Source organism: Acetobacter okinawensis JCM 25146, assembly GCF_000613865.1.
GTDB lineage: Bacteria > Pseudomonadota > Alphaproteobacteria > Acetobacterales > Acetobacteraceae > Acetobacter > Acetobacter okinawensis.
In genome coordinates this window covers 1-19,794 of the sequence record NZ_BAJU01000021.1, presented here as the reverse complement: position 1 = coordinate 19,794, position 19,794 = coordinate 1, and the positions used below count along the sequence as shown (strand labels likewise).

Sequence of the window (19,794 nt, the reverse complement as noted above, 5' to 3'; positions counted from 1 at the left end):
GCATGCGCGGTCTGAAGCATGATCTGACCGCGTCAACCGCGCAGGACGGCACACTGGCGGCCCGTCTGGCCCATGTGCGCCGCCACGCGGGCCTTGTTTTGTACACCGAGCAGCTCTGGCCAGCACTCCAGCCCACGCTGGCCATGCTTGGCGCCTATACTCTGGCCGGGCTGCTACGCCTGCCCCAGCAACTCCCCGATGGTTTGCGCCTTGTTGGTGTAGCGGGCTGGCTCAGCCTGTGTGGCTGGCGGCTCCACACCGATCTGGCACATCTCCGCCCCGCCACACCGGAGGACATAGACCACCGGATCGAGCAGGCATCGGGCCTGCGCAACCGCCCCCTTGCCAGTCTGGCGGACACACCAGCCCCACTCCCCCATACCAGCAGCGCCATTTTATGGCAGGCGCACAGGCAGCGCCTTCTGGCCTCTTTGGGTACATTACGTGCAGGCTGGCCGCACCTTATGCCCAAGGGCCGCCCCCGCCAGATCACTGCCGGTGTTCTGGTGCTGGCACTGGGGCTGGCCACAGCTATGGCAGGCTCCTCGGCCCCCGGACGTGTGCTGGCCGCCTTTATTCCCGGACGGGACGACCCGGACGTACCCCTCCCCCATATTGATGCGTGGATTACTCCCCCCTCTTACGCGCCGGATGCCCCCATTTTTTTAAGTGCTGGGCACCCCATACCGCAGGTGCTGGAAGGGGCGCGACTGAGCGTTATTGTCAACGGCATGGTGTCCCACCCCGCGCTGCAAGGGCTGCGGGGCATGGTCGCGCAGGATGCAAAACGCCAGAAGCTGGACCCACATAGCTGGAAGCTGGAAGCAACACTGACCCATAGTGGTGTGCTCCGCCTGAGTGGTCGTGGGCGCACACTTGCAAGCTGGCCCATTACAGTACTGCCCGATCTGGCACCACAGGTTGCATGGGGCCCTCCCCCGGAGCCGGGCCAAAGGGTGACTGGCATACCAGACTGCCTTACACGGCCAGCCATGCCTATGGGCTATCCAACCTTCAGGTTGTGCTGCATGCCGCCCACCCTGCCCGTGGCGCCAATCAAAAGCGGGAACTAAGCCTGCCGCTGCCTTTAACCGGGCACCCTAAATCCGTTAAAAATGTTGTATCCCCCGACTTGTCGGAGGACCCATGGGCCGGGCAGGAAGTCACGGGGCAGATTGTTGCCACCGCTACCAGCGGGCATAAGGCTGAGAGTGCTCCCGTTACGTTCAGGCTCGGGGGCCGGGTTTTCCACTCCCCCATCGCCCGCGCCATTCTGGATGTTCGCAGGCGCTTTGCACTGGAGCAGGAAACGCGCGAGGACACAGCGCAGGATCTAGACGCACTGGGCGAGGCCCCGGGGCCTGTGCGTGAGCATACGGGCATGTTCCTCAACCTAACCAGCATTGTGGCTCTGCTGGACAATGCCGACATAGACGCCAAGACCGCACGCACAAGTGCGACCAACCTGCTGTGGGATCTGGCGCTGGACATAGAAGACCGGCGCACGGGCGACAATGCCAGTGCGCAGGCCTCCATTGACGTACGGGCAGCACAGGCCGACGTCGCCCAGAAGCTGGCAGAGATGAAGCGTAACGGCACCCATAACCAGCAGGCACAGGAAGAGCTGGAACAGAGCCTGAAGGCGCTACAGGATGCCATTGCCCGCAAAATGCAGGCTCTGGCCGAGAGCGCTTTGCGCAACCACACGGCCATCCCCGACCTGCCCGGTTTTTCTGCCGCCGGGAACAAGGCGTTTGAGCGGTTGATGCAGCAGTTACGCGCCGATGCCGCCAATGGCCGCGCAGGCGATGCCATGCAACGTTTGCAGGATATGGAAAATGCAACCGAGCGCATGCGCAACGCCACACCGCAGGACCTTGCCGCTCTGGCCCAGCAGATGCAGGCCCAGCAGAAAGCGCGCGAACAGGCCGCCGCCCTGCACGACCTGACAACAAAAGAATCCAGCCTGCTGGACCACGCTCAGTCCCGCCTTGACGAGCACCTGCGCAGCCTCTCCCAACAACAGAGCGATCTGGCGGATGATGGGGATGGAGAGGCGGCGGAATACGCCAACCTGCCCACATCCGAACTACTGCGCAGGCTGGGGCTCCCCGCCCCGCCCGATGCCAGTCCCCAGAACATGGGGGGAACCGGTAGTCCCGGCGCCAACAACTGGCACCCCCCAGCCCCCCGCAGGGCTACCCGACCCGGCCAAGGCCGAGGCACAGGCTGCTGCACGCCGCACGGAGCGTGCGACCCAGCATGCGCTGGAACAGGCCCTGAGCGAGTTGAAGGACGAGTTCAAAGAACTCACCGGCAAAACCCCCGATGCGTTTGAGGCGGCCCGCAAAAACATGGCCGCAGCCCACAAGGCGCTCGCCGATGGGGATGATGCCGCCGCCGCCAATGCGGAAGAAAAAGCACTGGAAGCCCTGCGCCAGAGCCGCAAGCAGATGCAGGACAGCATGAAAGGTAGCGGCCAGAACGCGCCCCCCAGCTTCCTGCCCTCCTTTGGGGGAAGTGGCGAAGGAACCTCCGGTTCGGGCAATGCGGGGCAAAGTGATAACGGCCAGCCGACAGACAACGCAGGCGACAGCGGGGATGACGACACCACAACAGGCAAAGACCCGCTCGGCCGCAAAGAGGGTGAAGGCACGGACCAGAACACCGATGACAGCACCCATATTCCCGACACGGTAGCCCGCCAGCGCGCGCGTGAGATTGAACAGGAACTGCGCCGCCGCGATTCAGAACGGACCCGCCCGCAGCAGGAACTGGATTATCTGGACCGTCTGCTCAAACCTTTCTGACCCACCAGCCGCGCCCTTGGGGCGCTGGCCACACGGTTATGCCGCCACAGTAACCCGGCAATGCACAGACCCGACCTTTGCGCACCCCGTCATGGCGGCACATACTGGAACAAGGACCACCACACCGTGGCCCGGCCACGGGGGAGTGCGGCATGCCAGCCTGCAAACCCGCAGCCCCACAAAGGGAGAGCTTTCATGTATGCCATGCGCCTGCACAGCCCACGCACGCCACTGCAATGGGAGGAACTGCCAGACCCCACACCCGGCCCCGGGCAGATCCGCGTCAAGGTGCTGGCCTGCGGCGTGTGCCGCACAGACCTGCATGTGGTCGATGGCGATCTGACACACCCCAAACTGCCCGTAACACCGGGGCATGAAATTATTGGCCGGGTGGACATGCTGGGCAGTGGCGTGACCTCCCTTCAGGTTGGTCAACGCGTGGGTATTCCGTGGCTTGGCCACACATGCGGCCATTGCCCCTATTGTGCCAGCGACCACGAAAACCTGTGCGACCACCCCGTTTTTACCGGCTACACGCGTGATGGTGGCTACGCCACAATGGCGGTGGCCGATGCGCATTTTGCCTTCCCCATGGGGGAGGAGGGCTCCGATGTCTCGCTCGCGCCGCTGCTGTGCGCGGGGTTGATCGGCTGGCGCTCACTAAGCAAAACAGGCAATGCCCAGAAGGTTGGTCTGTATGGCTTTGGGGCGGCTGCCCATATTATTGCGCAGGTGCTGGTGTGGCAAAAACGCGAGGTGTACGCCTTTACCCGCTCTGGAGATACAAAAACACAGGACTTTGCCCGCTCTCTGGGTGCAAAATGGGCTGGTGGGTCCAATGACCTGCCACCTGAGCCACTGGATGCCGCCATTATTTTTGCCCCCGATGGCGCTCTGGTCCCCGCTGCCCTTAAAACCCTGCGCAAAGGGGGCCGCGTGGTCTGTGCAGGCATTCATATGAGTGAAATTCCCGCTTTTTCCTACGATAGCCTGTGGGAGGAGCGCGAGATTGTCTCGGTCGCCAACCTGACCAGGGAGGATGGGCTGGATTTTCTCTCCCTCGCTCCTCGAATCGGCATTCACACCACCACAACCACTTACGCACTCAAGGACGCCAACACGGCGCTGGACGACCTGCGCCACGGGCGGTTTGACGGTGCGGCCGTGCTGGTGCCCTGACCGCAGGCACCTACCCCTGCGCGCTCTCCGCCATGGCTACGGCCATGATTGCGCGCAGCACACCGGGGAAGCGCTCTTCAAGCTCCCGCTCACGCAGGGAATTCATATGGGTTACGCCCACCACCTCGGTGCGGATAATGCCTGCTTTGCGCAAGACCGAAAAATGGTGGGACACGGAGGATTTTGGCCGCCCGTCCTGCAAGGGGGCGCAGGGTTGGGGCTGGCACAGGGCAAGCTTGCGCACCACCTCCAGCCGGAACGGGTCGGACAGGGCGTAAAGCAGGCAGGGCAGTTGCAGGTCCTGCGCCAAGGGGTGGTCATACTGCTTCATGTCACGATCTGGCCTGTCTTTCTCTTGCTTTGCCCGTTAGTTCGATTATATTCGAACTAACGGGCAATCACGCCCCGTAAGCAGGAACATGGTCCATGCCCACGCTTTTTGACCCTTATACCCTAAAAGGCAGCACTCTGCGCAACCGCATTGCTGTTGGCCCTATGTGCCAGTATCAGGCGCAGGACGGCATACCCAATGACTGGCACGCTGTGCATTATGCCTCCCTCGCGCGTGGCGGAGCAGGGCTGGTCACGCTGGAAGCCACCGCTGTCTCCCCCGAAGGGCGCATTACCCCCAACTGCCTTGGCCTTTGGAACGATACACAGGCGCAGGCCTTTGCCCCCATTGTTGCCAGTATCCGCAAGACCGGTGCCACGCCGGGTATTCAGATCGCCCATGCGGGCCGCAAGGCCAGCGCTAATATACCGTGGGAAGGTGATGACCATATCCCCCCTTCCGACCCGCGTGGCTGGCAACCCATTGCCCCCTCCCCCATAGCATTTGGCCCTGCCCTGTCCCGCGTGCCGCATGAGATGACCCTTGAGGACATTGAACGCGTTAAAAGCGACTTTGTGGCGGCTGCAATCCGTGCGCGCGATGTGGGCTTTGAGTGGCTGATGCTGCACTTTGCCCATGGTTATCTGGCGCAGAGCTTCTGGTCCACGCATTCCAACAAACGCACTGACCAGTATGGCGGTTCGGCAGAAAACCGGGGACGCTTTTTGCTGGAAACTCTGGCCGCTGTCCGTGCTGTCTGGCCCGAAGACCGGCCACTGAGCGCACGTTTTGGCGTGATTGAATTTGATGGGAACGACGAGCAGACACTCGAGGAGTCCATTGCTCTTGTACGTAAGATGAAAGAGCACGGGCTGGACTTCATTGATGTCAGCATCGGTTTTTCCACACCTGATGCCAACATTCCGTGGAGTGCGGGCTTTATGGCCCCTTATGCACACCGGGTCCGGCAGGAGGCAGGGCTGCCTGTCACCACCTCATGGTATATCAGCGAAGGGCGTCAGGCCGATGCGCTGGTCCGCAACAACATTGTGGATGTGGCCACACTAGGCCGCCCACTGCTGGCCAACCCGCACTGGCCGCATGAGGCAGCACGTATCCTGCATGCCAAGGATGCCAAAACCATTCTGCCCCCCTCCTACGCCTGGTGGCTTGCGCGCTACCAGTAACAGGTACGTCACCCCTTCCGCACGGCCTACCTGCCTGTGCGGAAGGTTTGCCCCGCCGGTTGCGCGGGGTAAATCCTACGCAACACCCCCAACATCGGAGGGCTGCTGCTGGCAGGTCAGTCCACCTTGGGCATGCCCACGCATTCCGCAGGACCGGGAAAACTGCGTGTGCGCACGGCATGGGCGTAGTCCGCCGCAGCACGCTCTACCTCCTGCCCCAGATTGGCAAATTTACGCACAAACCGTGGTGTAAAATCGGGGAACAGGCCCAGCATGTCCTCGGCCACCAGCACCTGCCCATCGCACATGGGGGATGCCCCTATGCCTATGGTCAGAATGCTCAATGCCTCGGTAATCGCGCGCGAGAGCGGCTCCATCGTGCTTTCAATCACCACGGCAAAGGCTCCTGCCTGCTCCACCGCCAGCGCGTCGGCCATAATCTGCTCGGCCTCATCCCCACGCCCCACGGTGCGGAAGCCGCCATGTGCATGCACGGCCTGCGGTTTAAGCCCGATATGCCCGATAACCGGAATGCCGCGCTGGACCAGAAAGGCAATGGTCGGCGCCATTTCGCGCCCACCTTCAAGCTTGACGCAGCCAGCCCCCGTCCGGGCCATAATGTCCGCCGCAACCCGGAACGCCTGCTGCGGGCTTTCCTGATAACTGCCAAACGGCATGTCCACTGCAACGCAGGCTGTCTGGCTGCCACGCACAACCGCCTGCCCGTGGGCGATCATCATCTCCACGCTCACGGCCAGAGTGGAGTCCATGCCATACACCACCATACCCAGCGAATCCCCTACCAGAAGCAGGTCGCAATGCGGGTCCAGCAGGCGGGCCATGGGTGCTGTGTAGGCAGTCAGGGAGACAATGGGCGTATCCAGTGCCGCCAGCGAGCGGGGCGTATGCCGCCGGACTGTGTGGTGTTTGCTCAAAACCTGAACTCCCCGTAGCTGTCGGACACTCAAAACCGGGTGCAGCTTTTCCCCGAACCTTGGTGGATGTCCACCCCAATGACTGTAAATCTTTTACCAGCCCGCCCATACGATAACACGGGGCAAAAGCCCCTAACTCACCATGAGCAAAGAATATTCATCAAAGCCATTGACACCCCCCAGATCAGGCTTTAGATCAGTGCTCAACAAGTCGGAGGGGTGCCCGAGTGGCTAAAGGGGGCGGACTGTAAATCCGCTGGCGTACGCTACGTTGGTTCGAATCCAACCCCCTCCACCATGTTTCCAAATGAAAAATTCTCTGTTTGCACACGGCATTTTATCAAATGTCGTGAATCTGGCATTTGGGGCCCGTGCAACACCCAGAGCGCCATTCCCCACAAAGCAGAACAGGCAGGCCCCAACCAGACCTGCCCGCACAGCAAAAACTCAAGCCGTGGCTCCGCAGGCAGTTCTCCTGCGGGCCAGCAGTATTGTTGTGGTTTAGATCACCCGGCCTGCAATGGTTTTAAGCTTACCCATCAGTTCCGGGTCACGCGCGTCAGGCGCGGTAATCAGGGCGTATTCCAGTGCACGGTCGCAGCCCGCGCTGCACAGACCACGCTTTTTGCCACCAAGCGCAGGAATAACCGCCTTGACCAACGCCTTGGCCTTGGCGGAGTTGGCCTGCATGATTTTGACAACACTGTCCACGGTCACGTTATCATGCTCGGTGTGCCAGCAATCATAATCGGTCACCATGGCGACGGTCGCGTAGCAGATCTCGGCTTCACGGGCCAGACTGGCTTCGGGCATGTTGGTCATACCAATAACCGAGCAGCCCCATGTGCGGTAAAGCTCACTTTCCGCCCGTGTGGAAAACTGCGGACCTTCCATGACCAGATACGTGCCTTTGCGCGTCGCCTCAATGCCCAGCTTGTCAGCTTCGGCCTTGAGCACATCGCCTACGCGGTTGCACAGCGGGTCCGCCATGGAAATATGGGCAACACAGCCGGTGTCAAAAAAGCTCTTATCGCGCGCAATGGTGCGGTCAATAAACTGGTCGATAATCACAAACCGGCCGGGCGGCAATTCCTCCTTGAGGGAGCCCACGGCGGAAAGGGAGACAATATCGGTCACGCCAGAAATTTTAAGCGCGGCAATATTGGCCTTGTAGTTCAGCCGTGAGGGCGGAATGGGGTGCCCCCGACCGTGGCGGGGCAGAAATACGCATTTTACGCCATCAAGCCGACCAAACAGAAGTTGGTCGGAGGGCATGCCCCACGGCGTTTCCACCGTACGCCATTCCTTGTCTTCCAGACCGTCAATATCATACAGGCCGGACCCGCCAACCAGACCGATAACGGGTTCCACAACTTCATTTTCTGACATCAGACCAGATTCTCCGGTTTAAGAGGGCAAACAGCACGGCAAGAAAGCACAGATACAGCCCCGCTCCCACACCCAACCTGCGGCGCTGGTCCTGATGGGGGGCAGAAACCCATGCGAGAAACGTCGTAACGTCCCGCGCTTCGGCCTGCACATCCGGCACCGTGCCGTCCGCGTATTTGACCTCGTTGCCATGCAACGGCGGGGGCATGGCCGTAAAGTGACCAATTGCATAGGGGTTAAAAAAACCGCGCCCTTTCTGCCGTTCAGCCTGTGGGGCATATCCACTCAACAGCCCATACAGCCTGTCTGGCCCACCGGGGTAGACCTTGAGAATGCGCGAAAGGTCGGGAGGCACAACACCCTGATTAGCCGCAAGAGCCGCCTCCGGCCCGGAATAGGGCGATGGCAGGGCGTCATCCGGGCGGGCGGTGCGGTGCTTCAGCCGACCTTCTGCATCCAGCCCGTCTGGCACCTGCATGTTGCCGCCAGTGCCGCCACTTCCGATGTGCTCAGACCCATGCCCGAAAAATCGGAAAAATGCAGTTGGGACAGACTATGACATGACGCGCAGGAGCCAGCAAAAACCGCATAGCCCCGCTGCACCGCTCTCAGGTCAAAAGACCCTAATGGCCCCGCAAAGGACCAGTGCTGCCGGGGCGCATGCGCCGGACCGCCTACAGGCTGCGCCCATGCACTACAGGCCCACAGCACGCCTGCGCCAATGGCTGCAAACTGGCGGCGCATCATACCTCCGCCCCCTGCCCGCACCTGCCCGACAAAGGCAGAAAAACCAGAAAATATGCGTAGTACCCTACCATTCCCAACCGGGCCACAAGCAGCCAGCCGCCCTGCATGTGGTGCAACCCGGCACAGGCAGTTGCCATGGCCGAACCTGCAAGGACCACCACGGCCCCAAGCCGCAGCAGAGCAGGTGTGCATCGCCCGGCACCTTGTGCCGGGTCCAGCCATGGCACGGCAAACAGCATGGCCACCGCGCCACCAGACAGTAAAAGACCACCCAGTTTGAACGGCACAGCCTGCATCATTCCGTAAAAAGGCAGAAAATACCATTCAGGCTCAATATCGGCTGGCGTGTGCAACGGGTTGGCCGGGCGGTAATTGGCGGGCTCTGTAATCAGCTCCGGCCAAAGGCACATGACCGCGACAAATGCGAGTGCAACCAGCACAATGGCCAGCATGTCGCGCACCGTAAAATACGGGTGGAAGGGCAGCATCCCACGCTCCGGCACCGCAGAGGCTGAGGGGCTGGAACTCCCCCGCGCATGCACACACGCAATATGCCCCACAACCATGCCAACAATCAGGAACGCCAGCCCAAAGTGCAGGGCAAACATACGGTGCAGGGTTGGAGTACCCGGTGCATCCCCTCCCAGAAAAAGACCTTCCAGCCAGCCCCCCACCAGCGGCAACGCCCCCACGGCCTTGCCCGCCACATCCGCCCCCCAGTAGGACATCTGCCCCCAGGGCAACACGTAACCCGCAAATGCCGTAACCATGACCATGACCAGCAGGGTGCACCCGCTCATCCACACCGCCCGGCGCGGCGGCTGATAGGAACGGTAATAGAGGCCGCGCAAAAGATGGACATACAGAGCCAGCATAAAAAAGGATGCGCCGTCATGTGCATCGCGCGCAGCAGCCAACCTGCGGGCAGGCGGCGTTCAATCCCTTCGACCGAGCCAAAGGCCAGCCCCGCATCAGGCGTATAGGCCAGCGTAAGGGTTAGCCCGCTAAGCAGCATAAGGGCCAGTATGGCGCACAGGATGGCGCCCACGGTCCACAACCAGTTCAAATCCGCAGGTAACGGCAGACCACCATAGGCCGCAACACGTGCGCCAAGCTGGCCCCGTAGTGTTGGCACCGCCTCCTGCGTGTTGTGGCAGACTGGTTTACCAGCCATTGCACCTCTCCCCCATGACCCGCCACCCGGCGAACGAGGTTTCCGTTTAACGACGAACCGCGTGATCTTGCAATGACCGCCCCTAAGGCGCACCCCTTGGAAAAATGCCCAAAACCGATTCTCTGCCCCTCAGGCAGCAGACCTGTTATGGAAAGAGCCTGATACATGACGCCAACCAAGCCCGCCTCTGTTCCCACGCACGACACACTCAGGGAAGCGGCCAGCACATGGTTTGAAACCCTGCGTGACCGCATCTGCGCCGCTTTTGAAGCGATTGAGACAGACGCGGCGGCCCAGAACAGCCCCATTCTCCCCGGCCATGAGCAGCCCGGCCGCTTTGAGCGCAAAAGCTGGACCCGTCAGAACGAGGACAAAACCCCCGGTGGCGGCGGGGTCATGAGCCTGATGCGTGGGCGGGTGTTTGAAAAAGTGGGGGTGAATGTCTCTACTGTAGAAGGTACATTTTCGCCCGACTTTGCCGCCAGCATTCCCGGTGCCAGCGAAAATCCGCATTTTTTTGCAACAGGCATCAGCCTTGTTGCGCATATGTGCAACCCGCTTGTACCTGCGGCACATTTTAACACCCGCATGATTATTACAACACAGGGCTGGTTTGGCGGTGGGGGGGACATTACCCCCATGTTCCCCGCCAGTGAGGAAGCTCAGGATGATGCGGCCAAGTTCCATGCCGCCTTTGCGCAGGCATGCAATACGCATGACCCGGAGTATTACCCCCGCTTCAAGGCATGGTGTGACAAATACTTCTACCTGCCCCACCGCAACGAACCGCGCGGCCTGGGCGGCATTTTTTATGACCGGCTGGATAGCGGCAATGCGCAGGCCGACTTTGCTTTTACCAAGACGTCGGGCTGGCTTTTCTGGATGCCTATCCGCGCATTATCCGCGGCCGCATGATGGAACCATGGACCCCCGAGCAACGTGACGCCCAGCTTGTACGCCGTGGCCGTTACGTGGAGTTCAACCTTCTGCACGACCGGGGCACCTTGTTCGGACTCAAAACCGGGGGGCATACAGAAGCCATTCTGATGAGCATGCCGCCAGAGGTTAAATGGCCGTAATAAAATGGCCGTGTTTCTGCCGTTAATTTCGCATAATATGAAACGGCAATAACTTTAATAAGGCTCCTGGTGTTTGTCTGATCTCCTTCCTGCCTCATCCATGATGCATCAACGCCAGGGTGCCACCCTCTCTCGCCGTCTGTTTTTGGGGGGCGCTGTGGGCTGCTTGGCGGCAACCACCACAGCAGCCCGTGCAGCGGATGACATTCTTGTCGGTCCGGTTGCCACATCGACCTCCGAGCAGACCACAAGGCTGATCGTTGCTGGCAGTGCGGAAACACCGTGCGGCACATGGGCCAGCCATCTGGCCCCCCAAATGGCGGAAGAACTGGGGCAGCCCCCTTTTGACCTCTCCTTCACCACCGGGTGGGACGGGGTAACGGGGGCCAATTTGTTTGATGCACAGGAGCAACTGAGCAGCGCATCCAGCAGCCTGCTGGTACCCGGCACCGCGCTCATGGCCTCCATGACCGGGGACAGCCGCGTCCATTACGCCTACCAGCGCTGGCTACCAGTGCTGAGTGTCTGCCAGCCCAGCATGGTTGTCGGGCATGTCAGCTCCATCGCTCACTGGGGGTCATTCTGGGCAGCAAGACTACCCGCGTTGCTGTCTCCACCCCCACCGGGCCGGAACTCCCCACCCTTTTGGCATTTGACCTACTGGCACTGCGGCCTCTGCCCGTCAGCGGTTACGCAACACCGGATGCCGCCATGGCTGCCCTGACCAGCGGCGTGGTAGATGCCATACAGCTCCCCATGGACGCAGCACTCAGGGAGCGGCTGGCCATGCTGGGAGCAAAAGGTTTTACGCCACTTTTCCTCAACACGGTCACGCAGCAGGCTCCCGCGCCAGCGGACATGCTGTTACCCCCCACGTTCCCAACTGTTCTGCTGCGTGAGCGCAGGACATCTGCCCCGGCTTTTCTGCCCCTTGCGTGGCAGGCTATTGCCACGGCTGCCAGCCTTAAAGCGGCACTTGTGCTTCCACTACTGACCCCACCCGCCAAAGTGGCTCGCTGGCGCCATGCGGCAGAAACCTGCGCGGCCCGGCTGAGCCTGCAACAGATTGCGCTTGCCAGTGAGCAGACAGTTCTGTCGGGGGCAAAGTGCATCGCCTTTTACAATATGGCGACCCCTGATATGAATGTGGGCATGGCGCTCCGCCGCTGGCTGGCGCTGAACCTGCCACGCTGGAAAAGTGCTGCATCCGCACCACCCCAGCTACCTGCGCTTGCGCAGTAAAATCCGCACGGACCCTTTGTTGCCCACATGGGGGTAAGCCAGCCCCAGAATGCGTGCGCGTATTTCCGAGCGATCCAGCCAGTGGGGCAGTTCACGCCGCAGAATACCCCCTTCCTGCCCTGTGCCTAGTCCGGTAATAATTTCCACACAGCGCAGGCCACGATGGGCAGCGACATCCATAAATTCCATCAGGCGGACAAACGCTTCCTGCGCCACCATGCCGTGCAGGTCGAGCCGTTTTTCCACCCCGCATGTCCCCTTGCTGGAAACGACGCCAACTATAATCATCCACACCGGGCTGGCGCTGACCAATTTTTTCCGCAACCGGGGGCATACGCTGCACGGTGAGTGGAGGGGGAGCCGGAGCTTCGGCCGCCAGCGGACGTTCTGCCCACAGCAGCCCCCCCACGGGTTTGGCCCGCGTGTATCCTTTTTTATAGTTTTTTGTGGAATGGTGGGGGGTGGAACATCCCCTTCCACCACAAAAGCTGTATCTGCGGCAGGGGGAACAAGACTTGCTCCGGTCAGGGGGGCGACATCCCGCACCACCAGCGCCCAGAGCTGTTTTTCCGCCTCCTGTAACTGACGCCGCCTTTTTACCACCCTGTCTCACCCACCGCGCTTTATTCCAACCGATCTGGCCTGTGCAGGGTAACCGTAAACACAAACGGCCCGCCCAACAGGCTTTATCGCCTGTGAACGAGCCGTTGTTCAAGCAAAGAAAGCGGGTGCCAGTAACGACACCCGCCCCACATGCTGTTGTTTTACTGTTTGATATCCGTCAGGTAATGCCCATCATACTTACCGGTCAGGCTTTTGAGGAACGCAACAATATCCGCCACATCCTGATCGGACGGGTTGCTATCGGGCGTCTGGTAGCGCGCCATTTTACGCACGGCCTCATCCAGTGTTTTCACGCTGCCATCGTGGAAGTACGGAGCGCTCAGGGCAATATTACGCAAGGTCGGCACGACAAAACGGTTCTGGTCCGCAGAGTTGTGGCTAACAGCATACATCCCCTCATCCGCATCAGTCTGCTTGCCGCCACGATCCTTGAAGTAATCGCCCTCCAGCCCCATGACCTCGTAGCCACCACCACCAACGCCAATGCCGCTGTGGCAACCCGAGCAGCCAATGGCCTTGAACCGCTCGTAACCCCGTTTGGCCTGCGCACTGATCGCATCTTCCTTGCCCTTGAGGTATTCATCAAACGGGCTGTCCGGCGTAATCAGGGTTTTTTCAAACTCTGCAATAGCCTGCGTAATGCTCTGCTGCCCAACCTGCACATCCGGCCGAAGGCTGCCTTGAACATGGCTGCGTAATCGGGGTCTGCTTCCAGCTTTGCCGCCACTTCCGACCAGTCGTGCGAGCCCATTTCCAGCGGGTTCATGACCGGACCTGCCGCCTGTGCCGCAAGGTCAGGCGCACGGGCGTTCCAGAACTGGGCGACCTTGAAGTAGGCGTCATACACGGTGGGCACATTGATCGGCCCTTTCTGGCCGCCAATCCCTGTTGCCGTGACCAGATTATCTACACCACCCTTGTCCAGACCATGGCAGCTTGCGCAGTTGAGTGTGTTATCGCCAGACAGTTTTTTATCAAAAAACAGCTTTTTACCCAGCGCCACCTTTACAGGGTCCACCGGCACACTTTCTGGCACAGGGCGTATGGGCTCCGCCGCCAGTGCTTCGGTCGCACCTGTATTGGCATAATACTTACGCCGGGTCTGCTCTACCCATGTGAGAATAGCCTGCCGCTCGGCGTTGGACAGATGGGCATGCCAGTGCAGCAGCAGGTACTGCGCGGGTGGCATGCGGTTCTGCACAATCACTTCCTCAATGCGCGACAATTCCTCCTCCGATGGTGCCGTACCGTGCTCAAAAGCATGCAGAACAGGCTCAATGCGGAAGTGGCGCAAGCCTTCATGGAGGTCTTTTTCCATAATGGCGTTGGCTACAGGCAGGTGGAAGTAAAATGGCAGGTCACGCTTGGTTGCGTGGCAGTAATCACAACGCGCTTCGTTGAGCGCATTAAATGCTGCCAGAGCAACAGGGTCCTTATGTGTTGGGGAACTGGCCACCAGTTCCGTTGCCGTTACATGGTCGTAATGCTGCAAAAAAGCAACTGTACCACCATATGCCAATAATCCTGCGCCAGCCAAAGATACCAATATACGTTTCAAACCCCGATCCCCCGGTTCTATTTCTTTCTCTTGTATCTTTTATTCACTCTTTGGCCTGTTGTGTTTGATACACATCAAAATGTCAAAGCGATTATTTTTATCGTAATAATTGATAAAACCGATCAGGCGAGGGGGCTGTTCACCAGATCATGCATCAGCCGTGCGCGGGCTATGGCCACATATTCGGCGTCTATTTCCATCCCCATGCCACTGCACCCCAGACGCTGGGCCGCCAGCAAGGTGGTGCCTGTACCCATGAACGGGTCCAACACCCTACCCCCGCTCTTGCCATGGAGCAGAATGCACTGCTCGGGCAGCGCTATGGGAAAAGTACCGGGATGGTCGAATTTTTCTGCCCGTCCACGCACCGTCTCATAGGGGATAAACCACGCATCCCCCCGGCAGCGGCGGTCCTGACGGTGTCCACGCCGGGCAATGTTGGTTTTATCCTTGTAAGGCACGCCTGCACTCAGCCGGTCCAGCGGCACATCCCCTTCCAACGTGAAGTGGAAAAGATGTTCATGCCCACGGTGCAGATAGCGCTGGCTGTTCATGGGTTTGAAATGGCCGAAGCTATCCTCCCCCACGGAAATGGATTTGACCCATGAAATATGGTTTTGCAGCACAAACAGTTCGCGCAGCCGCACTGCCAGTTCAAACGGCAGCCAAGGCATGGCGGAGGAGCCGGAAATATTGAGAAAAAACGACCCGTCAGGCCGGAGCACACGCTGCAACTGGGTTGCAACCTGCACCATCCAGTCCAGATAGTCGTCTTCCTCCCGCCGGTCCGGGTAACTGCGGTAGGATAGGCCAATATTGTAGGGGGGAGATGTTACAATAACATCCACACTTTCCGCCTGCATGCGCCGTAGCGCCCGCAGGCAATCGCCCTGAACAATGTCCTGACGACCAACCTTATACCGTTTTGCCCTTGCAGGAGGCGCTAGCGCCTCCCCGGCCGGTGTCTGCGCACTCACGCACTACGCGCCGCCGCAAGACGCCAGCCACTGCCACCAACACCCAGAAGGCGCTCCAGTGTCCACAGGTCAGAAAACTCGGTCACTGCATCCGTGCCGGTCACAGGCTGCCCCGCCTGATCTTCCACCAGACTGATCTGGTCAGACACAATGCGCACGTCAACCGCAGCACCCAGCCCGACATCCAGTTGCGTCAGCCGCACATCTTCAATCGCCAGTGCGCGCACGGCCTGAATCTCGGTCCGCTGCTTTTGGCCGGCTGCCTCCCGCGCGGTAATTGCCGCATCGAACGAAGCATAAACCGCAGGGGTCAGGTAGGTTTTGAGCACATCACGGTTGCCCTGCGCATAGGCTCCCACAACCTGTGCAAAAACGGTCTGCACACTCATCAGGAACTGCTGGGGCGTAAAGGTGGCATCCTGCTTGTGAATATCCACAAGCAGTTGCCCAACTCTGGTGCCGGGTGCTGGAATATCATACTCAACGGTGGGGCCTGTAGGCTCAACATTGTTTTCCGCTACACGTGGCGGCACGTCCGCACGCGCGGTTACAGGCATGGGGGGAGGCTGAATGCCAACGCGCTTACCCAGAACACTGCGTAGGCGCAGAGCCAGAAAAGCGGCTACCAAAGCCAGAAGAACCAGATCGACCGGAAAGTGGTCGAGAGAAAAATCCATCTGTTAACCGTCCACCAAGCTGCCTGCACACACTGTTTGCAGGGTTGTCTATTACAGGGAAAACGTTCTTTCCCTCAGGTTCTTGTCATCACATAGTCATGACCGAGTGCGGATACAATGACTACCAGCCCATCCGCCCTTGTAAAAGAGTATTCGTGTTTTAAAAAAACCACGCAGGCATTCACACGCATCCTGCGCCATTGCGCCTGCCCTGTTCCGCCACATGCATCAGCCGCAACAGACCACGGCCCCAACATACCCGGATTGGAGTGTTGGCTAACCCCGCAGGTCATGCTACCGCCTTAGAAGAACCCAATACGTTTGAGAGCAGGAAGCTGTCATCAATGTCCGATACTGCCCAGTCCGTTCCGCCCGCCCTGCCACTGGCTATTAACCTCCAGTACACGCGCGATCTTTCTTTTGAAGTGCCCGTCGGGGCAGAAATTTTTGCCACCCTGCGCGCACAGCCCCAGATCGGTGTGAACATTGATGTGCAGGCCAACCGCCTGCAGGATGACCAGATGATTTACGAGGTCACCCTGAGCATCAAGGCTGAAGCCAAGGAAGCCCCGGAAACGGAAAACGGCCCCGCCGGGCGCACCGTATTCCTGACCGAACTGGTTTATGCCGCTGTAGTGACCCTGACCAACCCACCTGCCGAGCTGATCGAACCGATCCTGCTGGTGGAAGTCCCCCGTCTGATCTTCCCCTTCGCACGGAACATCATCAGCGATGTGACGCGCGATGGTGGTTTTCCTCCCATTGTGCTCCAGCCCATCGACTTTGTCGCACTCTGGCAGGAACGCCGTGCCGAATTCCCCGAAGCGGCAGGCAACGCATAAGCCTATCCGGCTTTTCTGGCGTTACTTACAAAAAACCGGCATCTCTGTGATGCCGGTTTTTTATGCGCTCCATGCTCCAAGGGTCTGCAGCATGGCTGGTGCATCCGGAGTTGCCGCAACACTGACAGGCCCCTGCCAGCCCGCCTGACGCAGTGTTTTGACAACGGCTTCGGATATGACAACCGCGCGCACGCCCCGCACGCGCGCCCCCATGCCAACCGAGGGAACCCGTTTGAGCCAGCTTTGTGCGCTTCGGGCAGAAAAAAACAGGATAGCCGCAATCTGTCCGGCCAGTAACGCGTGATCCACCAATGCAGGCAGTGCAGCCACAGGGTCCGCCCGATAAGCGACCCGCCTTACAACCGTGAAGCCTTGCGCACGCAGACTGGCGGCCAGTTCCATACCCTGCCCCACGCCCGAAAACAGCAGCAGACTACCCAGTGCTGGAGCACAGTGCTGGCATAACAGACGCTCAAGGGCCTGCGCATTGCCATGAGCACTATAGACGGTGGGAAACCCTGCCTCCCGCGCTTTTTGCGCCGTGCGGTCACCAACAGCAAAGACAGGAACAGATGGCGGTACGCACGCCGCCGCCATGGCAACAGCCTGCCCGCTGGTCAGCAGCAAAGCTGCCACCTGCCGTGGCAGTGCGCCCACCTGACAGGGTCTTATATGGAGTGCAGGAGCAAGAACAGGCTCCCAGCCAAGCCCCGCCACGGCGGATGCCGTCTCCCCCAGCCCCGGCTCCGGCCGGGTGATAATAACGCCACGCGGCACTGGCATGGGGTCTTGGCCTGCTTTTATGCGTTTTCCTCAAAAATATCTGCCGGGCTGTCCTTGCGCAGGCTGCACCCCAGTTCACGTCCAAGGCGAGCGGCATCTTCTGGCGCACCACTCACACTGCGTTTGAGCAGGAAGGACCCATCCTCCCGCGCAACAAGGCCGGTCAGGTGGAGTTTGGGCGCATCCCCAGCCACAACGGGAATCATCTGGCATAACCGCCAATGGGGGTCCGGCAGGAACCATCAAGCTCGGCCAGCAGCGCGCGCTCTGCCGTTGCTACGGCACGGGCCTCGTAATCCTCGATCGCGGCCAGCAGTTCGCGCAGCTCCACATCGTCCTCGCGCACTGTAACACCCACAATGCCCTGCCCTGCGGCTGGCACCATAATGGTGGGGGACAGCACAATGCTTGCACGTTCCGCCATGCCAAGGCGGCGCAGACCTGCGAGCGCAAGCAGGGTGGCATCGCATTGGCGGGCGGCAAGCTTGTCGAGTCGGGGTCTGCACGTTGCCACGTAGCAGGCCAAACTTCAGGTCCGGGCGGACATGCAGCATCTGCGCCTGACGGCGGACAGAAGCACAGCCAACCAGTGCTCCCTCGGGCAGAGCCGAGTACGGATCATCCGGGTCCGACTGTTCCAACCGGGGGCCAAGGATCAGCGCGTCACGCGCATCTTCACGCTTGAGCGTGCAGGCAAGCACCAGCCCCGGTGGGAGTGTTGTCTCCAGATCCTTGAGGCTATGCACGGCAAAATCAATCCGCCGGTCGGCCAGTGCCTCATGAATTTCTTTTGCAAACAGGCCCTTACCGCCAATTTCCGCCAACCGCCGGTTTTGCACCTGATCGCCAGTAGTGTTGATCTGGTGTTCCTGAAAAGCGTTCATGTCACGCAGAACAGGGCAAAAGCGCGTCAGCGTGGTCAGGAAGGCGCGCGTCTGGACCAGCGCCAGAGGGGAGCCACGGGTACCCACGCGCAAAGGCAGGGAGTGACGCCCCGAATGACTGCCCGCTTTTTTCTGGCGTGCGGCGGCTTCCGCGGCGATCTCCTGCAAAGCGGGAGAAAGGACGGGTGAGGAAGGGTAGGCTGAATCCATAAGATGTGTCTATTACCGGGAATGGAGAAAGGACAAGATACGATGAAGCCCGGCTGGTCTGAAAAACTTGCGCGACCGGAAAAACATTCCGCCCCTCCCCATCCGTTGCATTCGTGCAAGAATACCGTTTTTTTTATGGTGCGTCCATGAGTCACCTTTCCGCCACAGCTCAGCCTCCCGGGCCTGTTCTGGCCATCGAATCTTCATGTGATGAGACCGCCTGCGCCATCCTCTCCCCTACGGGTGTCTGCCTTGCCCAGCGTGTTGTCTCGCAAGATGGGCATGCAGACTTTGGGGGCGTGGTGCCGGAGATTGCAGCGCGCGCCCATCTGGCCCTTCTACCCGCTCTGGTCGAGGCCACGCTGGCCGATGCAGGGCTGAGCACAACGGATCTGGGTTTTGTGGCCGCCAGCACCGGGCCGGGGCTGATTGGCGGGCTGATCGTTGGCACCAGTTTTGCCAAGGGGCTGGCTCTGGCGCTTGATATTCCCTTTGTTGCCGTCAACCATGTCGAGGCCCACGCGCTCACCGCCAGCCTGCCCGGTATTGTGCCTGATGGCGCGCCTTTTCCCTACCTGCTGCTGCTGGTTTCGGGCGGGCACTGCCAGTGCATTGCCGTGGATGGCGTCGGCCATTACCGCAAACTTGGCGGCACCATAGACGATGCTGCGGGGGAGGCATTTGACAAGGTTGCAAAAATGCTCGGCCTTGGCTGGCCCGGCGGCCCGGCGCTGGAAAAACTGGCCCAACAGGGCAACCCCAACGCCATTCCCCTGCCCCGCCCGCTCCTGCGCCGCCCCGGCTGCGATTTTTCGTTTTCCGGGCTTAAAACCGCCATTGCGCAAAAACTGGCCCCTTTTGGTCAGGAGCCCCTGCCCCACCAGTTTGCCGCCGATCTGGCTGCCTCCTTCCAGCAGGCTGTGGCCGATGTTGTGGTCGATCGCATCAACCATGCGCTGGACATGATGCCGCAGGCCCGTCTGCTGGTCGCAGCGGGCGGGGTTGCGGCCAACACCACCCTGCGCACCCGGTTGGAAGAGGTTGCCCAACAGCGCGGCCTGCGCTTTGCTGCCCCACCGCTCAAACTCTGCACTGACAATGCCGTCATGGTAGGCTGGGCAGCACTTGAAACATGGCGGGAGAGTGCGGAACGCGGGCTGCCCACC

At 60.3% G+C, this 19,794-nt stretch carries 17 protein-coding genes, 1 tRNA gene and 6 pseudogenes; 11 read left to right on the top strand and 13 right to left on the bottom strand.

Features of this window, described 5'->3' with window-relative positions:
* Positions 1-2 precede the first annotated feature (2 nt).
* From JCM25146_RS23815 to JCM25146_RS09640, 4 genes and pseudogenes are all read left to right on the top strand, one after another.
* The gene (locus JCM25146_RS23815) at positions 3-1,073 is read left to right on the top strand and encodes a DUF4175 family protein (RefSeq protein ID WP_242401039.1); all 1,071 of its coding nucleotides are present in this window, start codon (positions 3-5) and stop codon (positions 1,071-1,073) included.
* Positions 1,022-1,996 (top strand): annotated as a pseudogene (locus JCM25146_RS24545) (DUF4175 family protein); the annotation flags it as partial. The gene JCM25146_RS23815 and the pseudogene JCM25146_RS24545, both read left to right, overlap by 52 nt.
* Positions 1,997-2,039: 43 nt before the next feature.
* Complete coding sequence (locus JCM25146_RS24540; protein ID WP_369347405.1) at positions 2,040-2,810, top strand: DUF4175 family protein; 771 nt, start codon at positions 2,040-2,042, stop codon at positions 2,808-2,810.
* A 195-nt stretch (positions 2,811-3,005) separates the two neighbouring features.
* A complete protein-coding gene (locus JCM25146_RS09640; RefSeq protein ID WP_025827619.1) occupies positions 3,006-3,989 on the top strand; it encodes a zinc-dependent alcohol dehydrogenase family protein in 984 nt (327 codons plus the stop codon).
* 10 nt (positions 3,990-3,999) lie between these two features.
* On the opposite strand, the gene JCM25146_RS09635 is transcribed toward JCM25146_RS09640, so the two are convergent.
* Entirely contained in the window at positions 4,000-4,320 is a 321-nt protein-coding gene (locus JCM25146_RS09635) for an ArsR/SmtB family transcription factor (RefSeq protein WP_025827618.1), read from the bottom strand.
* 95 nt (positions 4,321-4,415) lie between these two features.
* Between JCM25146_RS09635 and JCM25146_RS09630 the strand changes: the two genes are divergently transcribed.
* Complete coding sequence (locus JCM25146_RS09630; protein ID WP_025827616.1) at positions 4,416-5,507, top strand: NADH:flavin oxidoreductase/NADH oxidase; 1,092 nt, start codon at positions 4,416-4,418, stop codon at positions 5,505-5,507.
* 116 nt (positions 5,508-5,623) lie between these two features.
* Here JCM25146_RS09630 and panB read toward each other — a convergent pair whose 3' ends face one another.
* The gene (gene panB / locus JCM25146_RS09625) at positions 5,624-6,442 is read right to left on the bottom strand and encodes a 3-methyl-2-oxobutanoate hydroxymethyltransferase (RefSeq protein ID WP_025827615.1); all 819 of its coding nucleotides are present in this window, start codon (positions 6,440-6,442) and stop codon (positions 5,624-5,626) included.
* A 213-nt stretch (positions 6,443-6,655) separates the two neighbouring features.
* On the opposite strand from panB, the gene JCM25146_RS09620 reads away from it, so the two are divergent.
* Positions 6,656-6,740: transfer RNA gene (locus JCM25146_RS09620), tRNA-Tyr, on the top strand.
* Positions 6,741-6,943: 203 nt separating this feature from the next.
* Here the strand turns inward: JCM25146_RS09620 and JCM25146_RS09610 are convergent.
* The 4 genes and pseudogenes from JCM25146_RS09610 to JCM25146_RS25230 all read right to left on the bottom strand — a co-directional run.
* The gene (locus JCM25146_RS09610; RefSeq protein WP_025827611.1) at positions 6,944-7,831 is read right to left on the bottom strand and encodes an S-methyl-5'-thioadenosine phosphorylase; all 888 of its coding nucleotides are present in this window, start codon (positions 7,829-7,831) and stop codon (positions 6,944-6,946) included.
* Positions 7,818-8,578 (bottom strand): annotated as a pseudogene (locus JCM25146_RS18560) (cytochrome c1). Before JCM25146_RS18560 ends, JCM25146_RS09610 begins: the two are co-directional and overlap by 14 nt.
* Entirely contained in the window at positions 8,575-8,988 is a 414-nt protein-coding gene (locus JCM25146_RS25235) for a hypothetical protein (RefSeq protein ID WP_242401042.1), read from the bottom strand. The pseudogene JCM25146_RS18560 and the gene JCM25146_RS25235 overlap by 4 nt, the downstream one beginning before the upstream one ends.
* Before the next feature lie 27 nt (positions 8,989-9,015).
* Positions 9,016-9,752 (bottom strand): annotated as a pseudogene (locus tag JCM25146_RS25230) (cytochrome b); the annotation flags it as partial.
* A gap of 165 nt (positions 9,753-9,917) precedes the next feature.
* Between JCM25146_RS25230 and hemF the strand changes: the two are divergent.
* The 3 genes and pseudogenes from hemF to JCM25146_RS20800 all read left to right on the top strand — a co-directional run bounded on the left by hemF (position 9,918) and on the right by JCM25146_RS20800 (position 12,073).
* Positions 9,918-10,831 (top strand): annotated as a pseudogene (gene hemF, locus JCM25146_RS18550) (oxygen-dependent coproporphyrinogen oxidase).
* Between the two features lie 73 nt (positions 10,832-10,904).
* The gene (locus JCM25146_RS20805) at positions 10,905-11,555 is read left to right on the top strand and encodes a hypothetical protein (protein ID WP_051544188.1); all 651 of its coding nucleotides are present in this window, start codon (positions 10,905-10,907) and stop codon (positions 11,553-11,555) included.
* Entirely contained in the window at positions 11,543-12,073 is a 531-nt protein-coding gene (locus JCM25146_RS20800; RefSeq protein ID WP_051544187.1) for a hypothetical protein, read from the top strand. The genes JCM25146_RS20805 and JCM25146_RS20800 overlap by 13 nt, the downstream gene beginning before the upstream one ends.
* On the opposite strand, the gene JCM25146_RS20795 is transcribed toward JCM25146_RS20800, so the two are convergent.
* The 5 genes and pseudogenes from JCM25146_RS20795 to JCM25146_RS09565 form a co-directional block, all read right to left on the bottom strand.
* Positions 12,053-12,676, bottom strand: a complete 624-nt coding sequence (locus JCM25146_RS20795; RefSeq protein ID WP_242401038.1) for a Smr/MutS family protein — start codon at positions 12,674-12,676, stop codon at positions 12,053-12,055. The two genes, JCM25146_RS20800 and JCM25146_RS20795, sit on opposite strands and share 21 nt — an antisense overlap.
* Before the next feature lie 161 nt (positions 12,677-12,837).
* Positions 12,838-14,255, bottom strand: a pseudogene (locus JCM25146_RS18535) (cytochrome-c peroxidase).
* 122 nt (positions 14,256-14,377) lie between these two features.
* Positions 14,378-15,232 carry a DNA-methyltransferase gene (locus tag JCM25146_RS09575; protein WP_025827609.1) on the bottom strand — a complete coding sequence of 285 codons (855 nt, stop codon included), beginning with the start codon at positions 15,230-15,232 and terminating at the stop codon, positions 14,378-14,380.
* Positions 15,229-15,909, bottom strand: coding sequence for a Tim44/TimA family putative adaptor protein (locus JCM25146_RS09570; RefSeq protein WP_025827607.1), 681 nt, complete (start codon positions 15,907-15,909; stop codon positions 15,229-15,231). Before JCM25146_RS09570 ends, JCM25146_RS09575 begins: the two co-directional genes overlap by 4 nt.
* 74 nt (positions 15,910-15,983) lie before the next feature.
* Positions 15,984-16,202: a hypothetical protein gene (locus JCM25146_RS09565; RefSeq protein WP_148299037.1), complete on the bottom strand. Its 219-nt coding sequence runs from the start codon at positions 16,200-16,202 to the stop codon at positions 15,984-15,986.
* Between the two features lie 51 nt (positions 16,203-16,253).
* Here JCM25146_RS09565 and secB point away from each other — a divergent pair, with 51 nt between their 5' ends.
* On the top strand, positions 16,254-16,751 hold the full coding sequence (gene secB, locus JCM25146_RS09560; RefSeq protein ID WP_025827604.1) for a protein-export chaperone SecB: 498 nt from the start codon (positions 16,254-16,256) through the stop codon (positions 16,749-16,751).
* 60 nt (positions 16,752-16,811) lie between these two features.
* On the opposite strand, the gene JCM25146_RS09555 is transcribed toward secB, so the two are convergent.
* Complete coding sequence (locus tag JCM25146_RS09555) at positions 16,812-17,534, bottom strand: uroporphyrinogen-III synthase (protein ID WP_025827602.1); 723 nt, start codon at positions 17,532-17,534, stop codon at positions 16,812-16,814.
* Between the two features lie 17 nt (positions 17,535-17,551).
* A pseudogene (gene hemC, locus JCM25146_RS18530) lies at positions 17,552-18,628 on the bottom strand (hydroxymethylbilane synthase).
* Between the two features lie 146 nt (positions 18,629-18,774).
* Between hemC and tsaD the strand changes: the two are divergent.
* Positions 18,775-19,794, top strand: a 1,020-nt coding sequence (tsaD, locus tag JCM25146_RS09535; protein ID WP_025827594.1) for a tRNA (adenosine(37)-N6)-threonylcarbamoyltransferase complex transferase subunit TsaD, incomplete at its 3' end; no start/stop codon positions are given.